This window comes from Acinetobacter higginsii (assembly GCF_000369845.1).
Classification (GTDB): Bacteria; Pseudomonadota; Gammaproteobacteria; order Pseudomonadales; family Moraxellaceae; genus Acinetobacter; species Acinetobacter higginsii.
The window spans coordinates 716,936-742,933 of the sequence record NZ_KB850211.1 but is presented as its reverse complement, the minus strand read 5'-3'; the positions used below and the strand labels follow the sequence as shown (position 1 = coordinate 742,933).

The 25,998-nt window shown below is 39.9% G+C and carries 32 protein-coding genes; 6 read left to right on the top strand and 26 right to left on the bottom strand.

Annotated elements, in window-relative coordinates; all coding sequences use genetic code 11:
• The first annotated feature begins 155 nt into the window (after positions 1-155).
• Positions 156-1,670: a flavin-containing monooxygenase gene (locus tag F885_RS16425; protein WP_005313472.1), complete on the top strand. Its 1,515-nt coding sequence runs from the start codon at positions 156-158 to the stop codon at positions 1,668-1,670.
• A gap of 200 nt (positions 1,671-1,870) precedes the next feature.
• On the top strand, positions 1,871-3,097 hold the full coding sequence (locus tag F885_RS16430; protein ID WP_005313470.1) for a multidrug effflux MFS transporter: 1,227 nt from the start codon (positions 1,871-1,873) through the stop codon (positions 3,095-3,097).
• Positions 3,098-3,125: 28 nt separating this feature from the next.
• Here F885_RS16430 and F885_RS16435 read toward each other — a convergent pair whose 3' ends face one another.
• A complete protein-coding gene (locus F885_RS16435) occupies positions 3,126-3,695 on the bottom strand; it encodes a TetR/AcrR family transcriptional regulator (protein ID WP_005313467.1) in 570 nt (189 codons plus the stop codon).
• A gap of 240 nt (positions 3,696-3,935) precedes the next feature.
• On the opposite strand from F885_RS16435, the gene F885_RS16440 reads away from it, so the two are divergent.
• Positions 3,936-4,853 (top strand): LysO family transporter, encoded by a 918-nt coding sequence (locus F885_RS16440; RefSeq protein ID WP_005313464.1) that lies wholly within the window; start codon positions 3,936-3,938, stop codon positions 4,851-4,853.
• Positions 4,854-4,865: 12 nt separating this feature from the next.
• Here F885_RS16440 and pyrF read toward each other — a convergent pair whose 3' ends face one another.
• The gene (gene pyrF / locus F885_RS16445; RefSeq protein WP_005313462.1) at positions 4,866-5,546 is read right to left on the bottom strand and encodes an orotidine-5'-phosphate decarboxylase; all 681 of its coding nucleotides are present in this window, start codon (positions 5,544-5,546) and stop codon (positions 4,866-4,868) included.
• A gap of 113 nt (positions 5,547-5,659) precedes the next feature.
• Positions 5,660-6,208 (bottom strand): helix-turn-helix domain-containing protein, encoded by a 549-nt coding sequence (locus F885_RS16450; RefSeq protein WP_005188020.1) that lies wholly within the window; start codon positions 6,206-6,208, stop codon positions 5,660-5,662.
• 89 nt (positions 6,209-6,297) lie between these two features.
• On the opposite strand from F885_RS16450, the gene F885_RS16455 reads away from it, so the two are divergent.
• Both F885_RS16455 and F885_RS16460 read left to right on the top strand, forming a co-directional pair.
• Entirely contained in the window at positions 6,298-6,954 is a 657-nt protein-coding gene (locus F885_RS16455) for an AzlC family ABC transporter permease (RefSeq protein WP_017401926.1), read from the top strand.
• Entirely contained in the window at positions 6,951-7,277 is a 327-nt protein-coding gene (locus F885_RS16460; protein ID WP_005313458.1) for an AzlD domain-containing protein, read from the top strand. The genes F885_RS16455 and F885_RS16460 overlap by 4 nt, the downstream gene beginning before the upstream one ends.
• A gap of 83 nt (positions 7,278-7,360) precedes the next feature.
• On the opposite strand, the gene F885_RS16465 is transcribed toward F885_RS16460, so the two are convergent.
• The 16 genes from F885_RS16465 to F885_RS16540 form a co-directional block, all read right to left on the bottom strand.
• Positions 7,361-7,726 (bottom strand): lipopolysaccharide assembly protein LapA domain-containing protein, encoded by a 366-nt coding sequence (locus F885_RS16465; protein ID WP_004806665.1) that lies wholly within the window; start codon positions 7,724-7,726, stop codon positions 7,361-7,363.
• A 14-nt stretch (positions 7,727-7,740) separates the two neighbouring features.
• Positions 7,741-8,043: an integration host factor subunit beta gene (locus F885_RS16470; protein WP_004806663.1), complete on the bottom strand. Its 303-nt coding sequence runs from the start codon at positions 8,041-8,043 to the stop codon at positions 7,741-7,743.
• Between the two features lie 157 nt (positions 8,044-8,200).
• Positions 8,201-9,883, bottom strand: coding sequence for a 30S ribosomal protein S1 (rpsA, locus tag F885_RS16475; RefSeq protein WP_004806660.1), 1,683 nt, complete (start codon positions 9,881-9,883; stop codon positions 8,201-8,203).
• 114 nt (positions 9,884-9,997) lie between these two features.
• Positions 9,998-10,678, bottom strand: a complete 681-nt coding sequence (cmk, locus tag F885_RS16480) for a (d)CMP kinase (protein WP_005313455.1) — start codon at positions 10,676-10,678, stop codon at positions 9,998-10,000.
• Positions 10,679-10,687: 9 nt separating this feature from the next.
• Positions 10,688-11,128 (bottom strand): SRPBCC family protein, encoded by a 441-nt coding sequence (locus tag F885_RS16485; RefSeq protein WP_005204193.1) that lies wholly within the window; start codon positions 11,126-11,128, stop codon positions 10,688-10,690.
• 66 nt (positions 11,129-11,194) lie between these two features.
• Positions 11,195-11,704 carry a tRNA adenosine(34) deaminase TadA gene (tadA, locus tag F885_RS16490; protein WP_005313452.1) on the bottom strand — a complete coding sequence of 170 codons (510 nt, stop codon included), beginning with the start codon at positions 11,702-11,704 and terminating at the stop codon, positions 11,195-11,197.
• Positions 11,705-11,709: 5 nt separating this feature from the next.
• Positions 11,710-12,834: an enoyl-CoA hydratase/isomerase family protein gene (locus F885_RS16495; RefSeq protein WP_171061051.1), complete on the bottom strand. Its 1,125-nt coding sequence runs from the start codon at positions 12,832-12,834 to the stop codon at positions 11,710-11,712.
• Positions 12,831-13,544: a uracil-DNA glycosylase gene (gene ung, locus F885_RS16500; protein ID WP_005313449.1), complete on the bottom strand. Its 714-nt coding sequence runs from the start codon at positions 13,542-13,544 to the stop codon at positions 12,831-12,833. The genes F885_RS16495 and ung overlap by 4 nt, the downstream gene beginning before the upstream one ends.
• Before the next feature lie 44 nt (positions 13,545-13,588).
• The gene (locus F885_RS16505) at positions 13,589-14,185 is read right to left on the bottom strand and encodes a 6-pyruvoyl trahydropterin synthase family protein (RefSeq protein ID WP_005313447.1); all 597 of its coding nucleotides are present in this window, start codon (positions 14,183-14,185) and stop codon (positions 13,589-13,591) included.
• A gap of 108 nt (positions 14,186-14,293) precedes the next feature.
• Positions 14,294-15,268, bottom strand: coding sequence for a type II secretion system minor pseudopilin GspK (gene gspK / locus F885_RS16510; protein WP_005313444.1), 975 nt, complete (start codon positions 15,266-15,268; stop codon positions 14,294-14,296).
• 23 nt (positions 15,269-15,291) lie between these two features.
• A complete protein-coding gene (gspJ, locus tag F885_RS16515; RefSeq protein WP_005313441.1) occupies positions 15,292-16,017 on the bottom strand; it encodes a type II secretion system minor pseudopilin GspJ in 726 nt (241 codons plus the stop codon).
• Positions 16,014-16,418, bottom strand: a complete 405-nt coding sequence (gspI, locus tag F885_RS20495) for a type II secretion system minor pseudopilin GspI (protein ID WP_032858939.1) — start codon at positions 16,416-16,418, stop codon at positions 16,014-16,016. Before gspI ends, gspJ begins: the two co-directional genes overlap by 4 nt.
• A gap of 238 nt (positions 16,419-16,656) precedes the next feature.
• Entirely contained in the window at positions 16,657-17,205 is a 549-nt protein-coding gene (locus F885_RS16525; RefSeq protein WP_005313438.1) for a pilus assembly FimT family protein, read from the bottom strand.
• Between the two features lie 11 nt (positions 17,206-17,216).
• Positions 17,217-17,825, bottom strand: a complete 609-nt coding sequence (locus F885_RS16530) for a TetR/AcrR family transcriptional regulator (protein ID WP_017401929.1) — start codon at positions 17,823-17,825, stop codon at positions 17,217-17,219.
• Between the two features lie 41 nt (positions 17,826-17,866).
• Positions 17,867-18,640 (bottom strand): TatD family hydrolase, encoded by a 774-nt coding sequence (locus F885_RS16535; protein WP_005204211.1) that lies wholly within the window; start codon positions 18,638-18,640, stop codon positions 17,867-17,869.
• Between the two features lie 24 nt (positions 18,641-18,664).
• Entirely contained in the window at positions 18,665-19,009 is a 345-nt protein-coding gene (locus tag F885_RS16540) for a PilZ domain-containing protein (protein ID WP_004806631.1), read from the bottom strand.
• A gap of 596 nt (positions 19,010-19,605) precedes the next feature.
• On the opposite strand from F885_RS16540, the gene F885_RS21155 reads away from it, so the two are divergent.
• Positions 19,606-19,860: a hypothetical protein gene (locus tag F885_RS21155; protein ID WP_005313434.1), complete on the top strand. Its 255-nt coding sequence runs from the start codon at positions 19,606-19,608 to the stop codon at positions 19,858-19,860.
• A 53-nt stretch (positions 19,861-19,913) separates the two neighbouring features.
• Here F885_RS21155 and F885_RS16545 read toward each other — a convergent pair whose 3' ends face one another.
• The 7 genes from F885_RS16545 to F885_RS16575 form a co-directional block, all read right to left on the bottom strand.
• Positions 19,914-20,423 (bottom strand): lipoprotein, encoded by a 510-nt coding sequence (locus tag F885_RS16545; protein ID WP_032811637.1) that lies wholly within the window; start codon positions 20,421-20,423, stop codon positions 19,914-19,916.
• 159 nt (positions 20,424-20,582) lie between these two features.
• Positions 20,583-20,888, bottom strand: coding sequence for a hypothetical protein (locus F885_RS16550; protein WP_005313430.1), 306 nt, complete (start codon positions 20,886-20,888; stop codon positions 20,583-20,585).
• A gap of 184 nt (positions 20,889-21,072) precedes the next feature.
• Positions 21,073-22,056: a DNA polymerase III, delta' subunit gene (locus F885_RS16555; protein ID WP_005313427.1), complete on the bottom strand. Its 984-nt coding sequence runs from the start codon at positions 22,054-22,056 to the stop codon at positions 21,073-21,075.
• Between the two features lie 2 nt (positions 22,057-22,058).
• Positions 22,059-22,820, bottom strand: a complete 762-nt coding sequence (kdsB, locus tag F885_RS16560; protein ID WP_005313424.1) for a 3-deoxy-manno-octulosonate cytidylyltransferase — start codon at positions 22,818-22,820, stop codon at positions 22,059-22,061.
• 9 nt (positions 22,821-22,829) lie between these two features.
• Positions 22,830-23,837, bottom strand: coding sequence for a tetraacyldisaccharide 4'-kinase (gene lpxK, locus F885_RS16565; protein WP_005313420.1), 1,008 nt, complete (start codon positions 23,835-23,837; stop codon positions 22,830-22,832).
• Between the two features lie 2 nt (positions 23,838-23,839).
• Positions 23,840-25,567, bottom strand: coding sequence for a lipid A export permease/ATP-binding protein MsbA (msbA, locus tag F885_RS16570; protein WP_005204222.1), 1,728 nt, complete (start codon positions 25,565-25,567; stop codon positions 23,840-23,842).
• Entirely contained in the window at positions 25,564-25,992 is a 429-nt protein-coding gene (locus F885_RS16575) for an ExbD/TolR family protein (protein ID WP_004806616.1), read from the bottom strand. The genes msbA and F885_RS16575 overlap by 4 nt, the downstream gene beginning before the upstream one ends.
• Between the last annotated feature and the right edge of the window lie 6 nt (positions 25,993-25,998).

The window sequence follows — 25,998 nt, the reverse complement described above, 5'->3', positions numbered from 1 at the left end:
AAGTCCGAATGCAGTTCTCAAAACTTTAATGTTTTACTATAAAACGTTGTGCAAATGAATTGCCGAAATGATCAAGTTTTACGTCTATACAATCATATTTAATCTCGTCAAAACCGTTAAACTTGCACAAAATTTAGCTGTGTAGGACGTAGACTATGCGTGATGTAACCAAAAATGCGATTCAAAAAACAAAAGTTGCAATTATTGGTGCGGGCTTTGGTGGCTTAGCGATGGCTATTCGACTATTACAAAGTCAAATCAATGATTTTGTAATTTTAGAAAAAACCAATGATGTTGGCGGTACATGGCGAGAAAACCAATATCCTGGCGCAGCGTGTGACGTTCAATCACATATGTATTCCCTTTCATTTGCACCCAAAACAGACTGGTCAAAACGCTATGCTGAGGCAGATGAAATTTTTGATTATATTCAAAATATTACTGAACAATACCGACTTCGAGATTATTGCAAATTCAATCACGAGGTAACCAATGCTGAATTTGACGAAAACCGCAATGTGTGGACGCTAGATTTTAAAGACCAGACAACTCTTGAGGCTCAATTTGTCATCTTTGCGTCTGGTCCCTTACACGTGCCACAAATTCCCCATATCAAAGGCATTGAGAAATTTAAAGGTAAAGTGTTCCATTCTTCGCAATGGGATCACAATTACGATCTAAGCGGCAAAGCAGTCGTTTCAATCGGTACTGGTGGCAGCGCGATTCAATATATTCCTGAAATTGCAGCTGAAGTGAAACAACTTTATGTGTTCCAGCGCACCGCAGCTTGGGTCATTCCACGTGATGAGCGTAAATATTCTCAGCTAAGTAAGCGCTTATTTAAGGCGTCGAATATTTATCGCCAGATTCACCGTACCCGTCTCTATTGGACCAATGAATCGCGTGTTGTACCAATCGTACAACCACAGATTATGAAATATGGTCAAAAACTTGCTGAAGCCTTTATTCGCTATCAAGTGAAAGATAAAGCGCTTGCGAAAAAATTGACACCAGATTTTGTCATGGGCTGTAAACGTATTCTTATTTCAAATAAGTACTTCCCAACCTTCAACCGTAAAAATGTTGAATTAGTGACAGATGCCATCCAGGAAATTACAGAGAACGGTATCATCACTAAAGATGGTAAAGAACGTCAAATTGATTGCTTGATTTATGGTACTGGCTTTATTACTGATCCACGCATTTACTTAAAGCATTTCAATTGCGTTGGCCGTAACGGCATAGAGCTTAAGCAAGCATGGAAAGATGGTGCGGAAAGCTATTATGGTGTGAGCACCAAGAACTTCCCAAATTTGTTCCAGTTACTTGGACCAAATACGATTCTTGGACATAATTCTGTGATTTTCATGATCGAGTCTCAGGTCAACTATATTCTACAATTGATTCAAACCGTTGATAAAACAGATACACAAGCAGTTGAGATCAAGCACGAAGTTCAAGACCAGTTCAATCAACGTGTTCAAGATCAGCTCAAAGGTACAGTTTGGCAAGCAGGTGGCTGTAGCAGCTGGTATCAAGCCGCTGACGGTAAAAACTTTTCTTTATGGCCAACCTATACATGGAGATATTGGCTAGAGACACGTAAAGTGAATGTTGCTGATTATAATTTTATCAGCACAGTGATTAATTCAAAAAACCATGCTGCTTAAGCAGTAATAGCGGAATTCTTCCAAATATCAAGAGCACCTTTAAAACTTAAAGGTGCTTTTTTATTGCAACGCTTTATGGATCTGATTTAAATCCCCCTGTTTTTCTCTATGCAAGACCTAAAGAATCATGCTAATATTTTAACTACCTATCGTTAGGTAGTTAAAATAAATATTGTTCCCCTGGAAAGAGTACACAAAACATGAACGCTGCTCCTCCCGTCACAAAGATCAGTTGGTCTTTGTTGCTGTTGCTCTCCCTTTTTACCGCCTTGGATGCATTGGCAATCGATATTTATTTGCCAGCATTTCCACTGCTTGCAGAAAGTTATGCGACAACGCCAGGCCATATACAACTCACGCTCTCAGTATTTCTGATTGGACTCGCTATTGGTCAAGGTATCTATGGTCCATTGCTTGATCGCTTTGGTCGCCGTAATCCATTACTGATCGGAATTGCTGTTTTTATCTTAGGATCAATACTGGCAGCCGTTGCACCAACGATTGAGTGGTTACTGGCTGCACGTTTCTTACAAGCAATAGGTGCATCAGCAGGTCTGGTCGTTCCAAGAGCAATTATTTCTGATGTATGCGATGCTAAAACCAGTGCCAAGAATTTTTCTATTTTGATGCAAGTCATGATGATTGTACCGATTCTTGCCCCCTTATTGGGTAGCTTGATCTTACGCATCGGCTCTTGGCACTTAATTTTCTATACATTGGCAGTGCTTGGTTCCATCCTGTGGTTATGGGGAAATCAAGCCATTCCAGAGACATTGAAACCTCAATATCGACAAGCATTGCAATTCACTGCGATCAAAAATAGCTATCAAACACTTTGTCTGAATAAAAGCTTTATCAGTTATACGCTTGCTGGTGGGTTTATCTTAGGTGCTTTCTTTGTTTACCTCAGCCAATCGCCTTTTATTTTTATTCAGCACTACCATATTCATAATGAAAGTTTTAGTACATTATTTGCAGCGAATGCCATTGGCTTAATTATTCTAGGACAAACCTCAATCCTGTTACTCAAACGTTGGTCGGCTCAACAATTGCTCGTCATCGGTATGTGCTTATTCAGCGGTTCTAGTTTTATTTTGATGCTCAGCCTATATTTTTATGACTTAAGTTTATGGCAATACATTGTACTTTTAGGATTAAGTATCTGGTCGACTGGATTCATTTTTGGCAATTTAACGGCTTTAACCATGCAGCAAAGCCCGCAACATTTAACGGGGGCTGCATCCTCATTAATGGGCTTACTACAATATGCTTTAGCAGCACTAATCGGTTTTGTTGTGAGCTTAATAGACATCAATATCGGCCTACTTCCAAGCAGCTTGTTTATTTGTGGTGCTATCGCTCTGGGCTTATGTCTTTATGCTGCGCTAGAACAGCGCGACTCATTTGCTAGAGTAGAAACAGAATAAAGAAATTACACTTGATCAGTGTCTAAACTTAGGCGCTGATCAGAATATTTAATGCTTTTAAGATCGCATCCAATCTGAGGTGAAACTTCTCTCGCCCACCATAGATCAATTCACTTTGTAAGGCATCGACAAAGCTCATGCATACACGAGCCAGAGCAACACTATCCAGTTGATGCTTATTTTCTATTAAAATAGAGTGTTGAATGGCTTGTAAAAATACATTTTCCAATTCAGCCATAAAAACATGCATTGGCTCAATCACCTGATCATATAAATGTACAGGCGGACTGATTAAAGCATTCATCCAGAACTGAACCCCATAAGAGGCATCAAAACGCTGCTCGATACTCATAAAATAAGCATGTAATTGCTGCTGAATTTTTTCTCCGCCTTGCAACACAACCTTCGCATGTCCCAATTCTTCATCAATCATGATTGGAATCAGACTGAGATACAATTCATCTTTATTCTTAAAATGCGCATAAATTGAAGGTTTTTTTATCCCAACATCAGTCGCAATTTCATTTAACGATGTTGCTGCAAAACCTTGTTTTGCAAAACGTTCTAATGCTACTTTTTGAATCTTAGCTGCTGTCACAAATCATCCACCTCTTTTACTGCTAAAAGTATATTTCAGCCAATAGGATATTCATAGCTGAATAAGACATTGTATTTATATGCCATCTATTTAAGTGACAACATAATCATCTACCCAGCAGCCCCCAAGTTTATTGATATCCGTTTATCTTCAAAACTTTCTATATCAAATGATATATAAATCTATTCAAGTATCAGATTTCCCTGCATAATAAATCAGCACTATAAACGCTTTGATTGTATGACTTCTCTTGTTTTAATCTTCCAGATTTTTGTTTGCATTAGCTTAGGCTATTTTGTTGGGCCACATTTATCACAAACAATTAAACAATTCGTATTTAAAATACTGCCCTATTTTTCTTATATTTTACTGATTAGTGTGGCATTTGAACTGACTCAAGCCTTAAATCACGTTCAAAATCCTGCTGCCATTCTACCACCAGCATTACTGATTGCATTTACCACCTCGATTGGTTCATTTTTTATTTGCTTGATCACCTACAAACTGATTGATCGTCAAAGTATTCAAGGAAAGATTTCCTTACACCTGTTTCTCAATGCACTCAAGAATATCGCCAAAGCATTTTTGGCTTTGGGTGTTGGTATTCTATTCGGTGTCGTGGTCAATAGCGCAGGTTTAGCGATCAGCTTTAATAGTTGGTATTTATTACTGATCTTTATTTTTTTGATCGGGATCGAACTGGCCTTCACTCAGTTTGATCGTAGCTGGTTGAGTTGGAGAATTCTACTTGTACCCATCGCGGCTTTTGTCGGCTCCTGCTTAGCTGCTATTTTTAATTACTTTATTTTATCCAACCATTACAACCTGAACGAAGTAATGGCCTTAGCCCAAGGTTATGGTTGGTATTCCATGTCAGGGATTTTATTTACTGAATTACACTCAGCCAAACTGGGTGGGATTGCTTTATTAACAGATTTGTTTAGAGAAATTTTTGCCATTTTATTGATGTATTGTCTTGGCTGGCGTTTTCCACGCTCTGCGATTTCCAGTGCCGGTGCAACGTCAATGGATGTGACTCTTGCAATGGTCAAACAATCATGTGGCACACATTATGTCCCACATGCCATGATGAGTGGATTGATCCTGTCACTTCTCGCACCACTCTTAATTAGCTTATTTCTAAGTATGAAGTTTTAAAATCGTACTTTATCAGATTGAAGCCAAGATTGATTTCAGCATCTCAGTTGGATTCTCAGCCTTGGTAATTGGGCGGCCAATGACTAAATGCGTTGATCCGTCTTGCATTGCTTGCTTTGGCGTTACGATACGTTTTTGGTCATCTGCATTTGAACCCTCAGGACGAATCCCCGGTGTGACCAATGCAAACTCTTGTCCTAATAGTTCACGAAGGATCTTGGCTTCTTGTGCTGAACACACGACACCATCTAATCCGCTGTCTTGAGTAAGTTTTGCTAAACGCTTTACATGATCGACAGGTTCTATATCCAAACCTAGATCACGTAAGTCTTCACGGCCCATTGAAGTCAAAACTGTGACTGCGATCAATTGAGTTGAATAATTACCCGCTTTAAGGCGCTCTACACAGGTTTCCATCATTTTACGGCCACCCGATGCATGCACATTCACCATCCACACACCAAGATCCGCGGCAGCACACACCGCTTGAGCAGTCGTGTTCGGAATATCGTGAAATTTTAAATCAAGAAAAACTTCAAAGCCTTTATCTTGTAAATTTTTTACGATTGATGGGCCTTCATGAGTAAAAAGCTCTTTGCCTACTTTGACACGACAAAGTGACGGATCAAGCTGATCTACAATTGTTAAGGCGTCATATTGGCTTTTTGCGTCTAGGGCAACAATAATACTCACGAATCTAGTTCCATCACATAAAAATCGGCTAATTATAAAGTGATTAGTAGAATGAACAAAGCAAGAAAGTCATCATAATACAAAAAAGCTTTTTTAAAATGATGAAATGATCTTTATCTTTGCTCCGATATCAAGATCGCTCTAGTATCCACTTCCAGAGCTTCAAAGATATGCGCTTGATCAGCGGGATAACAAATATAATCCCCTTCATTCAACAAAATAGGTTCCGCGACCAACCCCACTTTTGCTCGTCCTTTCATAATAATAATATGCTCAACACTCCCAATCGGGTGTGGCTGACTGCAACGTGGCTCACCGGGTTGTGTCGTTAATATATATACATCCCGTCTAGCGCCTGTTGGGCAATTGGCCAATAAGATTGCTTGATAATGCGCGATTTCAGAACTGACTGACGGCCCCTCACCAAAACGAATCACTTGAGTTTGCGCAATATTTGATTCCATCAATTTCGCAAATGGAATATCTAAAGCAACACATAAGGCCCATAAAGTCTCCAGACTTGGATTACCTTGAGCGGCCTCCAATTGAGACAATGTCGATTTCGCAATCCCTGCTCGGCGAGCCACTTCTGCTAAAGATAATCCAGACTTCTGTCTTTCTCGTTGTAAGCCTTTGGCGACAATTTCAATTGGCAAACTCATATAACACCATAAAAAACGAACGTTCGTTTTGACGAACAGTATAAAATTAATCTATTATATCGTACGTTCGTTTGATATAGAAACCAATGATGCAAGATAAAGAACAATTTAATCTAATCAAAGCCATTGTACTGATTTCAGTTGCAACAGGAATTGTGGGCATTTCCTTGGGCTCAGTAGCTGCAAGCTTCGATGTACCGATGTGGATTCCTTTGCTGTTATCACTCACAGTCCTCGCAGGCGCTGCAGAATTTACATTCATTGGTATGATTGCAACTGGCACCAATCCTATTTTTGCGGCATTGACCGGTATATTGATCAACCTACGCCATCTGCCATTTGGTTTATCCGTTGCAACATTTATTGAAAAGAATGCTTATCGGTTTATTGCCTGCCATATCATGAATGATGAAAGCGTCATGTTTGGACTAAGCCAACAAGAAGATCAAGCCAAACAAAAAGCCTATTGGATGTGCGGATTAGGGATTGCTATTCTCTGGCCAATTGGTGTTTTTATTGGCTATATACTCAGTAAAAATATTCCTGATATTTATGTATTTGGTATAGATGCTGCATTTCCTGCCATTCTTTTCGCATTAATCTTACCTATGCTAAAGAATAAAACTACACGACACCGTGTATTTTTAGGTAGCACATTATCCGTAGCATCAATTCCCTTACTACCAACAGGCTTACCAGTGCTCGTTTCCATGTTAGGTCTACTGTTAAAAGGTAAGTCAAAATGAAATATAGTGAAAGTTATATCTTTGTTGGAATTGTTGTGCTTGCCCTTGGTACCTATTTAATTCGCTACTCAGGTTTTTATCTAGCCAATCGCAGGACCTTTAAAGAACATCATAAACAACTACTGGCAGACTCTGCTTGTGTACTACTGTTTACCTTGGCCGTATTCAATACACTTTTTTCTGAGGCTCATTTTAGTGGAATCAGTAAGATCGTGGGCGTTGCCGTAGCTCTTATCTTTGCTTGGAAGAAATATTCACTGATCATGGTTATTCTTGCGGCCATGCTGATTACTGCCACTTTAAGATATTTAGGTTTTCCATAAAAAATGGCCCTTTAAATCCAATAAAGGGCCATTTAATAGGGTTCTAAAATCTTCAGACTTTGCAACCCTATAAATATTTTTAATTACAGTGGCGTACGCGTTTGACTCTCAGGATTAATGTCCAACACTGTTTTTTCATGTCTTACACTTGCAGCAGCGTCTGCGGCAGCTTGTTGTGCAAGTTGGATCTGCTCTTTTCGAAGATAGTCAATATCTTTACGAAGCCGCTTAATTTCCCAACTGGTCTGGAAGACTCGGAAAACTTGAACGCCCAGTAATAAACCCACCACAATACCCAATGCAAGCGTCAATAAAAGGAGAAGACCTAAACGCATGGCTGGGACTTGAGTAAATAATAAATCCACTTGTAACTCAGCTGGGTTCTGAAGAACCAAAGCGAGTGAATAACCAAAAATGGCAACGAGTAATGCAATTAAGACATAACGCATAAACACCTCAATTCTTATTCAGCAGATTCGTTTACTGCATCACGAAGTGCTTTACCAGGTTTAAAGTGTGGGACCGCTTTGGCTGCAACATCTACAGATCGACCTGTTTTAGGATTACGACCTAAACGTGGCTCACGGTGATGCAATGCAAAACTACCAAAACCACGGATTTCAATACGATCGCCGCTTGAAAGCGCTTCAATCATTTGATCAATCATAATCTTAACTGCATCTTCAACTAGAGGCTCAGCCAAGTGTGGGTTTTTAAGTGCAATCCGTTCAATTAAATCAGATTTATTAAGTGCTTCAGTAGTCATTGATGACCTCTTTAATTATTGCTACTTTTCAATGTTTTTAATAATAACCTGTTTAAATACAAAACGGTAGCGCAGTACATGATTACTACGCTACCGTTTGCAGTATTTTTGTATAAAAAAGTACGTCTCAGTTACAAGAAACGTACTTTTTAACAAATTACTTCATTTGAGCTTTAATTAAGTCACCAATAGTCTTAGGACCATTGCTTTCTGCAGTTTGAGTCGCAGCAGCTTGGCGAGCATTGTTCACAGCTTCTTTCTCTTCAGCTTCGTCTTTCGCTTTGATAGACAAGTTGATAGAGCGAGATTTGCGATCAACGTTGATGATCTTCGCTTCAACTTCTTGACCAACTTCTAAGAATTTAGTTGCATCTTCAACGCGGTCACGGTTGATTTCAGAAGCTTTAAGCGTTGCTTCGATGTCATCAGCTAATTTAACTGTAGCACCTTTAGCATCAACAGCAGTTACAGTACCTTTAACTAAAGCACCGCGCTCGTTCGCAGCTAAGAAATCATTGAATGGATCGCTGTTTAATTGCTTGATACCAAGGCTGATACGGTTACCTTCAGCGTCTACAGATAAGATAACTGCTTCAACTGTGTCACCTTTCTTGTAACGACGGATAGCTTCTTCGCCTTGTTCGTTCCAAGAAATGTCAGATAAATGTACTAAACCGTCGATACCACCAGATAAACCGATGAAGATACCGAAGTCAGTGATTGACTTGATCGTACCAGAAACTTTTTCGCCTTTTTCATTTGCTTTAGCAAACTCTTCCCATGGGTTAGCACGAGTTTGTTTGATACCCAATGAAATACGACGACGTTCTTCGTCAACTTCAAGAACCATAACATCAACTTCGTCACCGATCTGAACAACTTTAGATGGGTGGATGTTTTTGTTTGTGTGGTCCATTTCTGAAACGTGTACTAAGCCTTCAACGCCTTCAGCGATTTCAGCGAAGCAACCGTAGTCAGTTAAGTTAGTTACACGTGCTTTAACGATAGAACCTTTAGGGTAACGGCTCATGATCGCTAACCATGGATCTTCGCCTAATTGCTTAAGGCCTAAAGATACGCGGTTACGCTCGCGGTCAAATTTAAGTACTTTAACAGTAACTTCTTGACCAACTTCAACAACTTCTGAAGGGTGCTTGATACGCTTCCAAGCCATATCTGTAATATGTAGAAGACCATCAATACCGCCAAGATCAACGAACGCGCCGTAATCAGTAAGGTTCTTGATTGTACCTGTAACTGTTTGACCTTCTTCAAGTTGAGCAAGTAATGCTTCACGGTCAGCTGAAGATTCAGCTTCCATAACTGCACGACGAGATACAACAACGTTGTTACGTTTAGCATCAAGTTTGATTACTTTGAACTCTAACTCTTTACCTTCAAGGTGAGTCGTGTCACGGATAGGACGAGTGTCAACTAAAGAACCTGGTAAGAATGCACGTACAGGACCGATGTCAACAGTGAAACCGCCTTTAACCTTACCAGAGATAACACCAGTAACGATTTCGCCGTCTTCAAAGATTTTCTCAAGTTTAGTCCAAGTTTCAGCACGTTTCGCTTTTTCACGTGATAAAACTGTTTGACCCATACCGTTGTCAAGCGCTTCAACAACTACGTCAACAGTATCGCCAACTTGAACTTCAAGTTCACGTTGTTCATTTAAAAATTCAGCACGGTCAACTACGCCTTCAGATTTAAGGCCAGTGTCAACAGTAACCCAGTCAGAATCGATACTAACAACAGTACCTTGGATGACTGCACCCTTTTCAACGTTGAGGTTTAATTCACTTTCTTCAAAGAGGGCTGCAAAAGATTCGGTCATGATATACCTGATAAAGTCCGCGGTCTTGGATCAGACAAGGCCGGTTTAGTTAAGTTGTTACATTGTCCAAAAAATCTGATCAAGCAATGCTTCAACTGATAAAAAATTGTGTATCTATTTTATACAGCTATTGATATAGTCAACCATTAACTGAAACACTTCATCGATGCCTATTGTAGAACTATCAATGATATACGCATCATCTGCTGGTTTGAGCGGAGCAACTGTGCGCTCCATATCTCGCTTATCTCTAGCTTGTATGTTAGATAAAATGTCGCTTATTTTAGCATCAAGGCCCATGCCCTGCAACTGTTTTACGCGTCGCTCCGCCCGAGACTCAGCTGAAGCAGTTAAATAAATTTTCGCTTGGGCTTCTGGAAAAATAGAAGTTGCCATGTCACGACCATCTGCAACCAATCCCGGTGCTTGAATAAATGCACGTTGGCGCGAGAATAAAGCCTTTCTTAATTCAGGTACAGTTGCAACTTTAGAGGCATACTCACCCACTTGTTCCGTTCGAATAGTGTTAGTGACATCTGCACCCTCCAAAAAAACAAGTGTCGCTGCTTCAGTCGTTTTAAATTCAATATCCAAATGAGTCGCATACTCAACGCATTGATCTAAGTTCGCACCAATTTGATCCAGCAAGCCTCGCTGAAACAATGACAGTCCGAGTAAACGATATAAAGCACCAGAATCTAATAAATTAAAATGATAATGTGCTGCAATTTTAGCAGCCAATGTGCCTTTGCCCGAACCGCTTGGACCATCTATCGTAATAATATGAACTGTCATTCCCATCTCTTATGAAGCAACTGATTTGGCTAATTTTGAGAACCCTAGTGTAATCGCTGCTTTAAGTTGTGCAAGAACTAATTTACTGACTAAAGGTGCTTTTGCTGTAAATTCAATCTTATAAGTTACTAAAGTTATAAAAGGTGTAATTTCTTTAAAATCAATTTGCCCCAAGTGATGCTTCACCAAAGGATTATTAATCAACTTATACTCAATACGCTTATTTTCTTCCAACAAAGTGATTTCTTCTTGTAAAGGCTTAATCGCTCCAAAGCCCATACGGCGAATCGAACCTACACCATCAGGACGTTCTGGATCAGCAGAATCCTTTACGCGAACAACCTGTAAAGGTGCAAATGCCTTGTTATAAGTGGCATGTTTTGACAGTAAGTCAAAAACTTCGGAAATCGGTGCATTAAATTCTTTTTCTATGGTGATTGCATTACGCATAAGTTCGCCTTTTGATGTAACCCAAAATCATCGGAGGCTTAGTTTGCCACAACTCATAAGACATTTTTAATCATTTAAGGACGTTTTTGACGAACGGATTTTCTTCTTTTCATTTCTTCTTTTTTTAAAAAAATCACTCAATTGCAATGAACATTGTTCTTGTAAGCAACCTTGTTCAAAGACAAACTTATGATTGTAATAGCCACTATCAAGCAATTGTCTAGCACTCACCAATGAACCTGCTTTTGGTTCGGTCGTAGCAAAAACTACACGCTGTATCCGTGCATGAATTAATGCACCCACACACATGGTACAAGGTTCAAGCGTCACATAAAGTGTTGTATCTTCGGGCAAGCGATAGTTATTTAAAGACTGACAAGCTGCACGCAACGCTTGTATTTCAGCATGTGCTGTTGGATCCGACAATTTAATTGGCGCATTATATCCAGCACCGATTACCTGCCCCTTGCTGACCAGAATTGCTCCGACAGGTATTTCACCCTGGGCTGCTGCTAATGCAGCCTGCTCATAGGCAAGCTGCATCCAATATTCATCATTAAATTTTTCAGAACTCATAACAATCAGGCAATGACACCGTATTGCTTTAATAAAGCATTCCAGCTTTCGATATTAGTCACAGGAGGACAATCTCCCAAGATACCTTTCAAGCTGAGTTGCTCAGTTGCCTGCCATTCTGGAGATAAGTCTTTATCAACCAGACGCGCACGAACCCCTTCGACAAAATCTGGGTGGCGAATTTTCCAATCAGAAATCTGTGCTTCTAATGCAAACACTTCATCCCATGCATGCCCTTGCTTGCCCCACTGCCATAACAACCATGTGATTGCAGCCGTGCTTGGCGAGCCTTTCTGTAAGTTTTCACTGGCTTGACGCAACCAGTCACTACTTGCATCACTTAAACCAATAATCGACTGATAATCATATTCAAAGCTTTGACCGCGACATACGCTATGAATTACATCAATCGAGTTTTGTAGTGGCCCAGACGCCACAGGGCGATGCAAACTATTTAAGGTATCGTCAATCGCTCTAAATGCGCCGGCAGGGTAATGATTCCAATCCACACTGAGTACTTTTTGAAGCATATTATCACGTTGCGCTTCGCAGATATGGGTCGCCCAACCGATGCTAAATGCACCCGCTGCCGTCATAATTGAACCCGTCAAGCCGGTAAACAAACCAATTTGCCCACGATCAGCCAAGAAGCGGCTTGCACCAACATCAGGGTATAAGCCGATATTGATTTCTGGCATGGCCAAACGTGAATAAGGCGTAACTAAGCGAAATGGTGCAGCCATAAATAGACCAAGCCCACCACCCATCACATAACCCTCTCCCCAAACCACGATTGGTTTAGCATAGTTATGCAACAGTAAATCAAGTGCATATTCCTGCTGGAAGAATTGATTCGCAGCATCCACTTCCTGATTAATCACCAATTGACGTAACTTGCGAACATCACCGCCCGCACAAAATGCTTTTGGTGTGGTTGAGTCAAACCAAATCGCTTTAACCGTCTCATCGACATGAAAATCTTCAAACACTTGAAGCAGCGCACTTACGATTGATTCATCTAAAGCGTGCAACGATTTAGGTCGATTCAGACGAATGATTCGCCAACCATTTTTTGCGTGTTCAATAACTAAATCTGGGTGATAGCTATTTAAATCAGGAGAAGTCATTATGCGTCCAATTGCCAGTCTATAGGCTCAATGCCATGTTGTTTCAAGTAATGATTTGTTTTTGAAAATACTTTACAGCCAAAAAAACCACCACGATTCGCTGCTAGTGGTGATGGATGCGCTGCACTTAGTACTAGATGTTTATTACGATCAATACGTTGACCTTTGCGCTGTGCGTAGGCACCCCACAAAATAAACACGATATGTTCACGTTGTTTATTTAATACATCAATTACGCTATCCGTGAACTCTTCCCATCCTTGTTTTTGATGTGAAGTCGGTTGTCCTGCTTCTACCGTGAGTACACTGTTCAGTAAAAGTACGCCTTGTACCGCCCATTTACTTAAGTCGCCATGTCGTGAAACTGGTACTGCCAAGTCCGTATGTAATTCATGAAAAATATTACGCAAGGACGGTGGTAATGCAATCCCTTTTTGTACCGAAAAGCTCAAACCATTGGCTTGGTTTGGACCATGATACGGGTCTTGCCCTAAAATCACCACTTTGACGCCACCAAGTGGTGTCGTATTCAGCGCATTAAAAATTTGTTTACTTGGTGGATAAATGGTTTTTTCTGCAAGTTTTTCTTGTTGCAAAAACTCCCTCAAATTATCCATTTTTTGACTCAATAGAAACTCTGAAAGTGAGATTTTCCAAGACTCATCCAACTGAACTTTACTTAGTTTGTCCTGTTGCTGTTCAGTAAATTGCATCCACATTCCTTGAAATAAATTCACTCACCGGAGTGAAAACACACTCAAATATTAACTTGTAATTCTACGTTTGGGTTTTGGAATTTGATTCCTTTTTTCAGATTTTCATACATCTGAACATCACTCCATTCAGCTTGTACTTGCTCTGAAAATACAATTTGATCCAAATTTAATACACCCATTTGCTCATTGTCGATATCTTCTTGAAAACTCTGTGCGTAACCTGTATCCGTTTCATGCACAATAACAGAATAAACCTCAACATCACCCTCACCATTTTGAGTGGTGGTCGAGTTCAATACCTGCTGAGCAAGATAAAAGAAAATACGAGAAAACTGTTCAGCCGATGGGGAAACAGGTAACGCAATCCAACGCGCGCTAAATGTTTTACATGCATCAATATAAGCAGGATCATCTTTCTGCCAAAAACAAATTGCATGATCAAAACTATCATACAACTCTTTGATGACGCCTTTTAACAGACCGAAGTCATAGACCATTTGCCCATGATCTAACTTTGACGCTTTTAATAATAATTCAACTTTATAGCTATGCCCATGAATCGAACGCTTACAACGGTCCGATGTACAGTTACGTACAATATGAGCATTTTCAAACTTAAACAATTTACGAATTAACATGCACCAAGCTAATCTTTTATCTGCAAACGAATTTTATTATAAAGCAAAAAAACAAGCATTGGGATTGATTTTAAATCTTGTCACCATTTGATAACTCAATAAAGAATACTACTCAAATGGCGAAAGACTTCTAGAATAAACAAATACTTGCTTGTCTTTTCGTGCTAATGAGCTGGTAAACTGCCTTTTCCGTTCGCTTAAAACAACTTCAACTTGAGCAGTGAAATAACTTGATTTACTGTCAAGGAAAGTCGCAGCATCAGTTTTGCTTTGCTCATCTATTCCAGAAAAAACACTTAACTTCCATAAATCTTCAACATTATTGAAATAAGTCAAATTGGCTTGTTTGGTTTTCAGTTCCTGCTCTACCGCCTTAACATCAACTTTCGGATCAATACTGGCGAGCAATAATGCTGGTGCTGTATTCATATTTACTTTGGTCTGTTCGGGCAGTGCTGTGACATAGGGTTTAATTAAATCGTAGTTTTTACCTTCAAACCCCTTCACCAGTTTCAGTTCATCCACACTATGAAACTTCGTATTCGGCGCTAAATATGCAGGATCTAAACCTTGATAATAATTACTCTCAGCGCCCATTGCACCTGTTGTCTCATCATTAACATCTTGCCAGTCAATCACAGCTTGACTAAGTTCAGCGGGTAAACCAACTCGCTGCAACAATTTTTCAAACCAACGTCGAGCCGAATCATCAACTTGACTACCATCTGCCTTAACTAAATTATTAAGATTAAATTTCCCGGATTCATCCAATAAGCGCCCAGAAACAGAACCATCCTCGACTGGGAATGGTGGCATAGGTTTGGCCCAGTTCTCCTGTAAATGATCAATCGTGCCGCCATTATCGCTGTCTTGAATAAGTAACTCAGAAAAAAAAGCTTCAGCACTTTTTGCATACAATAAAGATTGATCTTGGCGCATCAAATACCCAGTATTTTCAGAGGTATTGGTCTGGCGTTTGGCAATGGTCGCTGCCAAAATCGTTGCTAAAGCGACCATGACCAAAATGGTTAATAATGCAATGCCACGTTGGCCAACCCCATAACTTTGAGCTTTTTTAATCACTGGATATCGCCTCTTGCTCATTTTTATGAAGATCCAGTACGATCTGGTGAATTAGATCCATCTTTATTATTAGGTGAATTTGCGCCCCCACCCATACCGCTTGAATTTCCTATCGACTGTAAATATGCCTGTGTATTCAATAAACTATAGATCCATTCATAGTCCGTACCTGCAACAGTTAACTGTATTTTTATGCCTAGCGGTAATTTTTTAAGTTCAGTAATATTGCTCGGGTCACTATTCTCAGGCCACTGTGTCAATTCTTGCGGGTTCAAAACCAGCACTTTAAACTGATCTACATTTTCCAACAATGTACTTGAGATCGGTTGCACACGATTCGGGATATTGAGATTTGAGTATTTCAATCGATACACTTTCTTCTGTACAGAATCATAGCGATATTCAATACGCTCATAAGGTGATAGTCCCTGCTTCAATGGATCAGAAACACCTGCCTTACTAAATGAAAAACTTTGATCATTCAATACAATAGCTGCTTGCAACTGCCTTCCATCATTTGCTGTCAATGGAATAATCTGCAAGCTATCTCTTAACACTTGTTGATATGCATCTTGCAAAGCAAATAGATGCATTTCATGCTCAGCATTACGATCTTTTACTTTTAATAGATAATCAAAGACCTTCCACCCCAGCATCGAAAGCACGGCAAAAATCGCAATTGCAACCAACAACTCAACCAAGGTAAAGCCAGAGTGAGGCGAAAAGCGATGCTCAGCATTATATTTCATTGTGTTCTCGCCTTTGCAGGATAGTTAAAGAACACAAGATTGGTAATACCCGCCTCGACCTTACCTTGTTCATTATTAAATAAGCTGACTTGCAACTCGATACGTTGGATTTTCGGACTGATCGTCGATTGGGCCTTTTTATCAATTTGCCAGGTTTCACCTTGAGAAGTCACTTGCTTGGATTGTGTTCCCTCTAGCCACTCTTGATTGATTTCCATCGATGCAACCTCATTCATCCCCACAAATTGCGCTTTGGTACGCAAAATCGCATTCGATGTCGACTGAGTGTATTGCATGGCAACTTTAGTTAAGGCAATGGCTGCTACAGCAAAGATTGCCAAGGCCACCATCACTTCGAGCAAGGTAAATCCTGAGCGAGGGTTAGTGAAACAACGTTTCACCCGAGCGCAAGACGGAGAGCTATGCTCGACGTGAACATGATTAAATCGAGCAAGGCTCGATCGTGTCGCAAGGCGAGAAGCTATGCTTCGAGTTGCAGGATGAGTGAAACAACGTTTCTCCCTGAGAAGCGTAGCTTCGCAAGAAGACTGAGAAGCTTTGCTTGAGGTATGAGGTTTCCCTGCTGCAAGACCGAAAGCTATGCTTCGAGTACACGATGAAGCGCGATTTCCCCAATATCTAACTTTCATCAATTTTACCCAAGTGATCTAACTGCAACTCATGGCCAATCGGTTTTTGCTCATAGTAGAACTGAATTCGAACTGGTTTCACTTCACCATTCCCAAACCAAATCAATTGAGGAGCTCTCCCCCCCAACAAGTCTTCATGTTTTGCTTTGTTATAAGTCGCTGTGTCCAAACTTTGAATACTGAAAGACACATGATCGGGTAATTGGCGAGTTTTAAATTCTTTATACAGTTGCCAAGTACGGTCTGCCTGCTGAATCTGCTCACGACTTTGATCATGGTATTCAAACAAGTTATAGCTAAACGGTGCAACATCTGTGGCATTCTGAGTATTTAGAGCAAAAACTTTGGCCTGATCTGTTGCTTCTTTATTTATTTTTTTAAGATCAAGAATAAACATTTCTCTGGCTTGCATGGCTCGGCGTTGATCGACCCCACCAATATTTAACACCACCAGAGATGCCATGATTGTCATAATGACAATCACCACCATGATCTCAATCAGGGTAAAGGCTTTTTGCGAATGCAGTGGCGATCTCATTATTGTTTCAACTATGGGAGAACAGGTTCGAGTAGCTTAGGTAATGCTAAAGCCTGCTCAATATAGGCAACGCGTAAGGTATCTCGAGAACCTAAATAGCGTTGATAGAAACTCGAATTCAATATAACCGCTGCACCGTATGTTAACGACCAAATTGATGCGAGATAATCACGTGTGGTCATCGTGCTATTGATACCCAATAAATAACTTTCAGTCATACGAATAATGATACGTAAGCGCTGTCGGCGTACTTTATACAACTCACTAAAAAGCAATTGAATGCCCTGGCCCGTTGTCGAAAGACGTTCTTCAATTTGGTGAAATAATGCTGTACGTTCTGGGTGATGTAAATGATGCAGCATAAAGAATGCTAAATGTTCAGGGAAAGCCTTTTCCGTATCCTGAATCATTTCCAATAACATACGCTCATTACGGATAATGAGCAGCATATACAATTCATCTTTACTTTGAAAATGCTTATATAGCGTACCTTTGGCAAGATCCAGCTCAGCTGCCAAGGCATCCAGCGTCATACCAGCTTCGCCATTTTCTAATAGGAGTTGCTCCGCGATTTGAAAAATTAATACTTCTCGTGCTCTAAACTGAGCCTGACGATCCATTTTCACGTAATAACTCTCTTTCCTAGTACATCAAAAACCGTTTATTTCAAATTTAAGAGATTCTCAAAATTTTGTGTTGTAATCATGCCAATCTCTTCAACCGATTTATCATATACATCACTTAATGCTTTTGCTACAAAAGGAACGTATTTCGGTTCATTGGTTTTACCACGATATGGCACAGGCGCTAAATAAGGGCTATCTGTTTCGATAAGCAAACGATCAAGTGGTACCTGCTTCGCAACATCACGTAAGTCTTGCGCATTTTTAAAAGAGACAATACCTGAAAAGGAAATATAATAGCCGCAATCTAATACAGCCTTTGCGGTTTCCCAGTCTTCAGTAAAACAATGCAAGATGCCATGTGTAGATTGTTCTGACCGAATGATATCTACCGTATCGTGTTTCGCTGCTCGGGTATGCACCACCACAGGCTTTTTAACAATTTTCGATGCTTCAATATGACGTGCAAAACAACGTTTTTGCTCAGCAACAAAATCAGTACTGTGGTAATAATCTAAACCCGTTTCTCCTAAGGCCCAGACTTTGTCTGACTGAGCGAGTTGCACCAGATAATCCGTTGTTGCACGTGCCATAATATGCTCGTCTTCACAAGGGTGCACACCCACTGAATAGCCTACATCCTGATGGCGAGCAGCAATTTCAGCCAATTTAACATGATCATCAAGATCAACTGAAATCCCCATGAACTTGGAAACACCTGCAAGTCGTGCTTGTTCAAGTGCTTGATCCAAATCCCCTTGATAAGGACTGAGATCTAACATGGTTAAATGGCAATGCGTATCAACAAACACTCGTTCTTCCTATTCTCTTTACAACTACATCGTATAGCTTGGACGATCCAAGCCTTTCATACCCGCCAATAATTTTTCAGCTTCGTTTTTATAATACACACCTTTTTCCCCCACAAGTTGGATCGCAAAGCCTTGTGGTTTAAAATGCGTCTGTTTATGCGAAATCCAGATCACTTTTCCAGTCAAAGGAATCTTTTGTGATTGCTCTGGCAAGGTTGCCAATACAAACACCTCTTGTCCCATTTTAACGGCTTGTTTCGTCGGTACGAACAAACCACCACCCACAACAAAAGGCATATAGCTGGATTGCAATGTGGTTTTATCTGGAATATTGACCTGTATAATTCCGCCCATCATTTGTGGTTGCATAACATTCCCCTGTCAAAAACGAATTCATCAAAACGTTAATAATTTTATACCATTGATAAATCTAAAAATATTAATAACCATATATAATTTTAGAGAATTCTCATTGGTGACCGTCTAATAAAAAATCTATACTCGATTTATGACTTGATTATAGAAAACAATCGAACAAACAACAAATAATGTTTAAATAAAACCTGAACAAAGCAATCAATCTGCGCTTTATTTAAACAAGCCATGCATTCTAGAAAGGATTGTTTAAAACTAGATGACAATTCATAAAAACTGACTAAACCTAATCGATTAAAACATAAAAAGGCAGATCCAAAGGAGTTTAGAGTGAAAAGGATAAGTCTAATCATCTTGTGTAGTGCTTATCTATTAAGCCCGTCCGTGCTCTATGCGAAGACTTTGAACAAACAACCTAAATTCACCGACTATCCAGTGCAAATCTATACAGGACCCACTGCAAAATTAGACACGAGTGATGCTGATGCTCGTTTGTTTAGAACACGATGATCAGAAGGACTGAAACAAAAACCTGACTATGCTGGAGAATAGCTGGAGAATATGTCGCGGTTGGTTGGGGTTGTGGTGCTATGTGTTTCAGCCTCACTTTAATCAGCAAGAGAACAGGAAAAATTCTCGAAGTATTCGGTGGTGAAACTGGAGAAAAATTAATTGATATCCAACCCAATAGCTTATTATTGATCACCCATGGTTCCGTTCAAATGAATGGAAAAGATATCTATGCTAAAAAATTCTACCTCCTCAACAACAACCAATTAAAACTGGTTTATCACACGCCCATTTCTGCAAAAAGTGAAGATGATAACAACACGTTAAACCCATAAATACGTCAGATCGATAAAGATAGTAAGACTTGCTTACTATCTCGATCAAAATATTACTTTGTGGCTTTTACGATCTCGGCTTTATCAAATGAGAACCAACATTCACCTTGTGTCGCCCATTTCGATTCGGTGGTACCAAGCACACCCGTCACGGTAATTCGATCGCCAACTTTTAGATTGCTAATTTTGTCTGTATTTACTTTTAAATCATCGCGAGTCAAGCCTTGCCCTTTACACTTACTATTACTTGGATCTTTAAAAATAATTGCGATTTGGTTTTGAGAAATCACTTCACCTGTTTTAGTAATGCGGGTAATGATTCCCGGTACTTCAAGACGTTGAGCATCCCATTTCCGCTTTGCAGTAATTTCATTTTGTTGCCAATCTCTCCAGATTTCAGAAAGTGTTGCTTTCTTTGCGGGGCCTAAACCACGAAAGTCCCCACTCAGGATATCTCCAGTTTTATTTAAAATTCCATCCGTTGCAGACATTGCTGAATCCAATGTCTGACAAGCACTCAATGACAAAAAGCTTAAAGCGACCAAAAGTGTTTTTATGTGCATATCTAAATTCCCTAGCATACCTAGCAAAACGCCATGTGAAAAAATAACATATTTATTTATATATGTGAATTTTTAACATCAAGCGTAATATAAATTTTTCCCATAAAAAAAACCGCTCTTCCAAGCGGTTTTTTTACTGAGTATTCAATATATGCATGACTATTTTTCAGTACATTTATAATCAAAATCCAATGTGCTAATCATTTGGTCTGTATTTCTTGAAATCACGGAAATATTACTCACCCCAGCTTCAATATAAAACTTACCAGTGAACTGACTCGCTACCAGACCTTTGGCATGATTGAAAGAATAGCTATAGACACATTCATATGCTTGAGAACCTGCATTTGAAGCATTAATCGCAAATGAGGAGCCATTAATATTGGATACAAATTTCGGTTCAGCCATTGCAATATTAGGTATCATTGCAAATGATAAAGCAATCGCGATAAATGTTATTTTCATCTCTATATTCCTTATTTTTTAATATTATTGTGAAGTAACTCACATTTTATATACTTTTAATAAGGTTTGAAGAGCCTCGAACAATTTATATACAAACTTTACATAAACATGATAAAAACCCACCCTCCTGATTTTTCCAGAGGGTTAAGTCTATAAATTTAATTAAAATATTTTTAAAATTTACTTAAGCAACATTCATCAATTGAATAAACAACTCATCCAATACCAGTTGGGTTTGTACATTTTGTTCAATCATTAACTTTTTTTGCTGTAAGTCCGAATAAATAGTAAAAAGTGCCTCTAAACTATAGAATTCGGCTAGTGATTTAAAGTCCAAATCATTATTTTTTAATGATTGATTCAATTTTAAACTAATCAGATCCCCTAAAAGATATTCAAACATGGTGATCAATTCAGAGAAATTTAATTCTTTAGACCACTTATTTGAATAGTTTAAAGGCATATTTTTTTCAGCAACTAATTTAAACCAATCACTCAAGAATAATGCACGCTTCTGTAACCACTCACTCTTTTCAATCTCAATAGCAGTCAAAGGCATATCATTAGCAAGACTCAACAATAATGAGATTTGTTCATTCGAGATTTCTGGAATTTGCTGCTGCACAAATGTTTGTGCATCCTGAATCGTCAAGCGATCTAAAGCGAAGTGCTGTAATCGACTTCGAATGGTTGCAGGAAGTTTTAAGTAATGATCTGCAAGCAAGATCAATACAACCTTCTCACCAGGCTCTTCCAAGGTCTTGAGCAGTGCATTGGCTGAGGCAGTATTCAGTGCTTCGGCAGGCTCAATAACCACTACCCGCCAACCTTCTCCTGTTTGCTGAACAAACGGAAGTAGGTCTCGAATTTTTTCAATTTTAATCTTTGCATTTTGCTTTTTATTGTCTTCATCTGTGGTGATATGCACATAGTTTGGATGCGTATCAGACTTCAACCACTGACAACTGGTACATTCACCACATGCCCGTTGTGCTTGCTTATTTAAACACAGCACCCAAGCCACAAAACGCTCTGCAAACTCTTTCTTGGCACAACCTTTCTTTCCATAAAATAAAAGACCATGCCCAAGTTCAGGGAACCGAGTTGTTAATAGTTCCCATGTCTGAGCATGCCAAGGATAAATCACTGTAGCTTGAGTATCGACCATAATTATTCAAATGCACTCAAAGGCAAAGTATTTAGACGGTCTAAATCTGCCTGAGTATCAACCCCTGGCGGTAAGTTGGCTTCTGCCACAGCAATAGCAATACGGTGACCGTTTTCGAGCACACGGAGTTGCTCTAAACTTTCCAACTTTTCGAGATGACCTTGTTCCCAAGTGACATAATCTTGTAGTAATTTCACACGATAGGCATATAGACCTAAATGACGAAAAGCTTGATCATGCAATGTTGGTTCAGCCTGTTTCGCAGCATCACGATCATACGGAATGGTTGCTCGGCTAAAATACAGCGCCTCATTACGCTTACTCATCACCACTTTAACTATACTATCTCGCTGAAACTCATCCAACTGATGGATTGGTTCACACAACGTAGACATTGAACATTGCGGATTTTCAACTAAAAGCTGACTCACCTGCTGAACCAATTGTGCAGGCAACAAGGGCTCATCGCCTTGTACGTTGACAATAATATCATCTTGTGACCATCCTTTCCGACGTGCAACTTCGCTTAAACGGTCGGTGCCTGAAGGATGTTCTGCACGGGTCATCACCACATCAATCCCTTCCGCTCGACATACCTCTGCGATGCGCTCGTCATCCGTAGCCACACACAGATCATCAAAACCAGCAACTTTTTTGGCTTGGTCAACCACACGCAAAATCATTGGACGACCATGAATGTGTAATAAAGGTTTTGCTGGTAAACGAGAACTAGCAAAACGAGCTGGAATGACAATATGTTTCATGGTCGCTCTCTAAGAAAATTGAATACCGACGTGTTGTAACTGCTGTTTCAGCAAGTCATAACAATCGGATGATAAAACGGCCTCAACAGGAACCACCCAAATCGGCGTGTTAAATTCAGGATGTTGCTTTAATAAGGTTTTAAACTTTACGGCATCTTTTTCAGTGGTGATAATGGCTTCTTGGTTGTCGAAGCTTAAATCATCAATTTCATAATCATGATGATCTGGGAACTCATGCGCCTGATATTGCTGCACGCCTATCGTATTTAAGGTGTGATAAAAACGTTGTGGAAAGCCAATACCAACAACCGCATTAAAATATTGAGTGGCATCAAACCAATCCACTTCAACATTTGTATTTAAAAGGTATGGCTGGCCAACCGCCAAATGCATACTTCTTTGTGCTTGTGCGGTTTTGCTATGCTCAATGACAGTACTACCATTTAAGCGTGATTTAGGCTCACGTAGATAACCTTCTGGTAATAATTTTTCATTACCTAAACCTCGATTTTGATCGAGTACAATCCATTCAAGCTGACGTGCCAGAGCCCAATGTTGCAAACCATCATCACTAATAATGAGATCCAGTTGCTCATTTTCGAGTAACAATTCGATCGAAGCTTGTCGATTCGGCCCAACCGCCATTGGCACTTTGGTAGATTGGACAATAAGACAAGGTTCGTCACCTGCCGCATCGGGCTCAGATTGTTGAGTCACCAAAAGCGGAAATGGACCTTCGCCGCCATAACCTCGACTAATCACACCCACCCGAATCTGCTGTTGCTGTAAATATTTGACCAGCTGAATCAACAATGGTGTTTTACCACTCCCACCAACCGTAATATTACCAATCACCATGACAGGTACGGGTGCTGTATAAACGGGTTTAATTCCGTGTTTATACAAGGCTTGGTTAGCACAAAAACCAAATCGGTATAACCAAGACAGTGGGCGCAACACCACCAACCACGAAGCTTGTTCATTCCAAGCATCCTGTATTCGTTGCGCCATCGACATACTTAGTTTTCCTCAAAATTGCGTTGATGAAGCTGATAGTACATGCCATGTTTTGCCAGTAGCTCCGCATGGGTACCTTGCTCAATAATCTGACCTTTATCCATCACCACAATGACATCTGCATTTTCAACTGTAGATAAGCGGTGGGCAATCACGATGGTGGTACGACCTTGCATAGCTTCATCAAATGCCTGTTGGATGAAGTATTCAGATTCGTTATCCAAAGCACTGGTCGCTTCATCTAAAATTAAAATTGGAGAGTCTTTTAAAATTGCTCTCGCAATCGCAATACGTTGACGCTGGCCACCTGATAGGTTTAAGCCTTGGGCACCTAGAATCGTGTCATAACCTTGAGGCAAGTTCATAATAAAGTCATGCGCATAAGCAGCTTTAGCAGCGGCAATCACTTGCTCATCACTTGAGTCTTGTAACTGACCATAAGCAATGTTATCGCGTACTGAACGGTTGAATAACACCACTTGCTGATTCACGGTTGCAATTTGTGAGCGCAAATAAGCTAGCTCAATCTCTTGAACAGGAATACCATCAAAATAGATTTGCCCTTCGCTTAACTCTTGAAAGCGTGGCAGCATGTTGACCAATGAGGTTTTCCCAGCCCCCGAACGTCCAACCAGTGCAACAGTTTGACCCGCCTTAATATCCAAAGAGAAGTCTTTAATCGCATGGGTGCCATCATCATAACGCAGGTTAGCATGATCAAATTGAATATTCCCTTTCAATGCAGGCTTAAGTTGACCATTATTGACTTCTTCAGGCATATCCAATAATTCGAAGACTGAATGTGCTGCTGCCAAACCACGTTGTAGTTTTTCATTGATATCAGTCAGGTTCTTCACTGGCTTAGAAATCAAGCCTGCTGCGGTAATGAATGAAATAAACTCACCCGCTGAGGTATCTCCAAATACTTGCGGACGCAACGCTAACCAAAGAATGATTGCCATCGCCATTGATAATAACAGCTGAATAATTGGGCTGTTAATATTTTGTACCACCACCATTTTCAAACCACGGCGTAAGTTTTCTTCTGAGGACTTATAAAAACGTTTTTGTTCAAACGCCTCACCCGTAAAACTCTTCACAACCGAGTTAGCGGTAATGGTTTCTTGAACCACATGGTTCACATCACCCATGGTATTTTGGACTTGGATCGAAAGTTTCCGCATTTTCTTCGATGCGATTCTGACCAATACCCCAATAAATGGCATGAAAACCACGATACAAAGGGTTAAACGCCAGTTGGTATAAAGCAGATAGCTTAATAGACCAATAACAATCAAACCATCTTTGATCAGGGTCTGCAAAGATTCAGAAGAAGCAGCTGTTAACTGCTCTACGTTATACATCAACTTGGCACTGATATGACCCGCACTGTTATCAAGATAGTATTGCGCTGGGAGTCTTAACAATTTTGCATAGACTTCCTGACGGATACTAAACACCAAACTACGCGAAATAACAGCGGAAAAATATCCACCAAGGAATAGACCAACACCACGGAAAAACATCAGTAAAACAATCAGTGCTGGAAACCAATCTAAGTTTGTACGACTGCCTTCTTGGATGGCATCAATAATGTATTTCAGCAACTTTGCGACAGAAACCTCCGTCGCCGCGTTGATTCCAAAGCCAAGTAAGACTAATAAGGCAACGCCCCAATAAGATTTTAAATACGATATTAAACGGACATATACCTTAAAATCCTGATTCACTCAGTAAAACCTCTCGTTGGAACTTTAGTGCTGATATTGACGTTAACAAAACCGAGTTGACCTGCAACATCCATCACACGAATTACGTCTTGATGCGCAGCTTTGGCATCAGCCGCAATAATAAACATAAAATCACGACGATCTTGTGCAACCTGCTTAATTGCCGTGCTTAAATCCGCAATATCTTTACTTGATAACGCTTGACCATTCACAGAATAGTGCCCTGTGGAGTCTACCATGATTTCAATTTTGTGATCGAATTGTTTAGGTGGAACACCCTGCGCATCTGGCAATGTCAGGTTGATACGACTTTGTTGACTAAATGTCGTCGATAATAATAAAAACACCAAAATAAATAACATACAGTCAATCATTGGTGTCAAATTGATATGAATATCTTCAACTTGAGAGCGCTTAAACTTCATACGAGC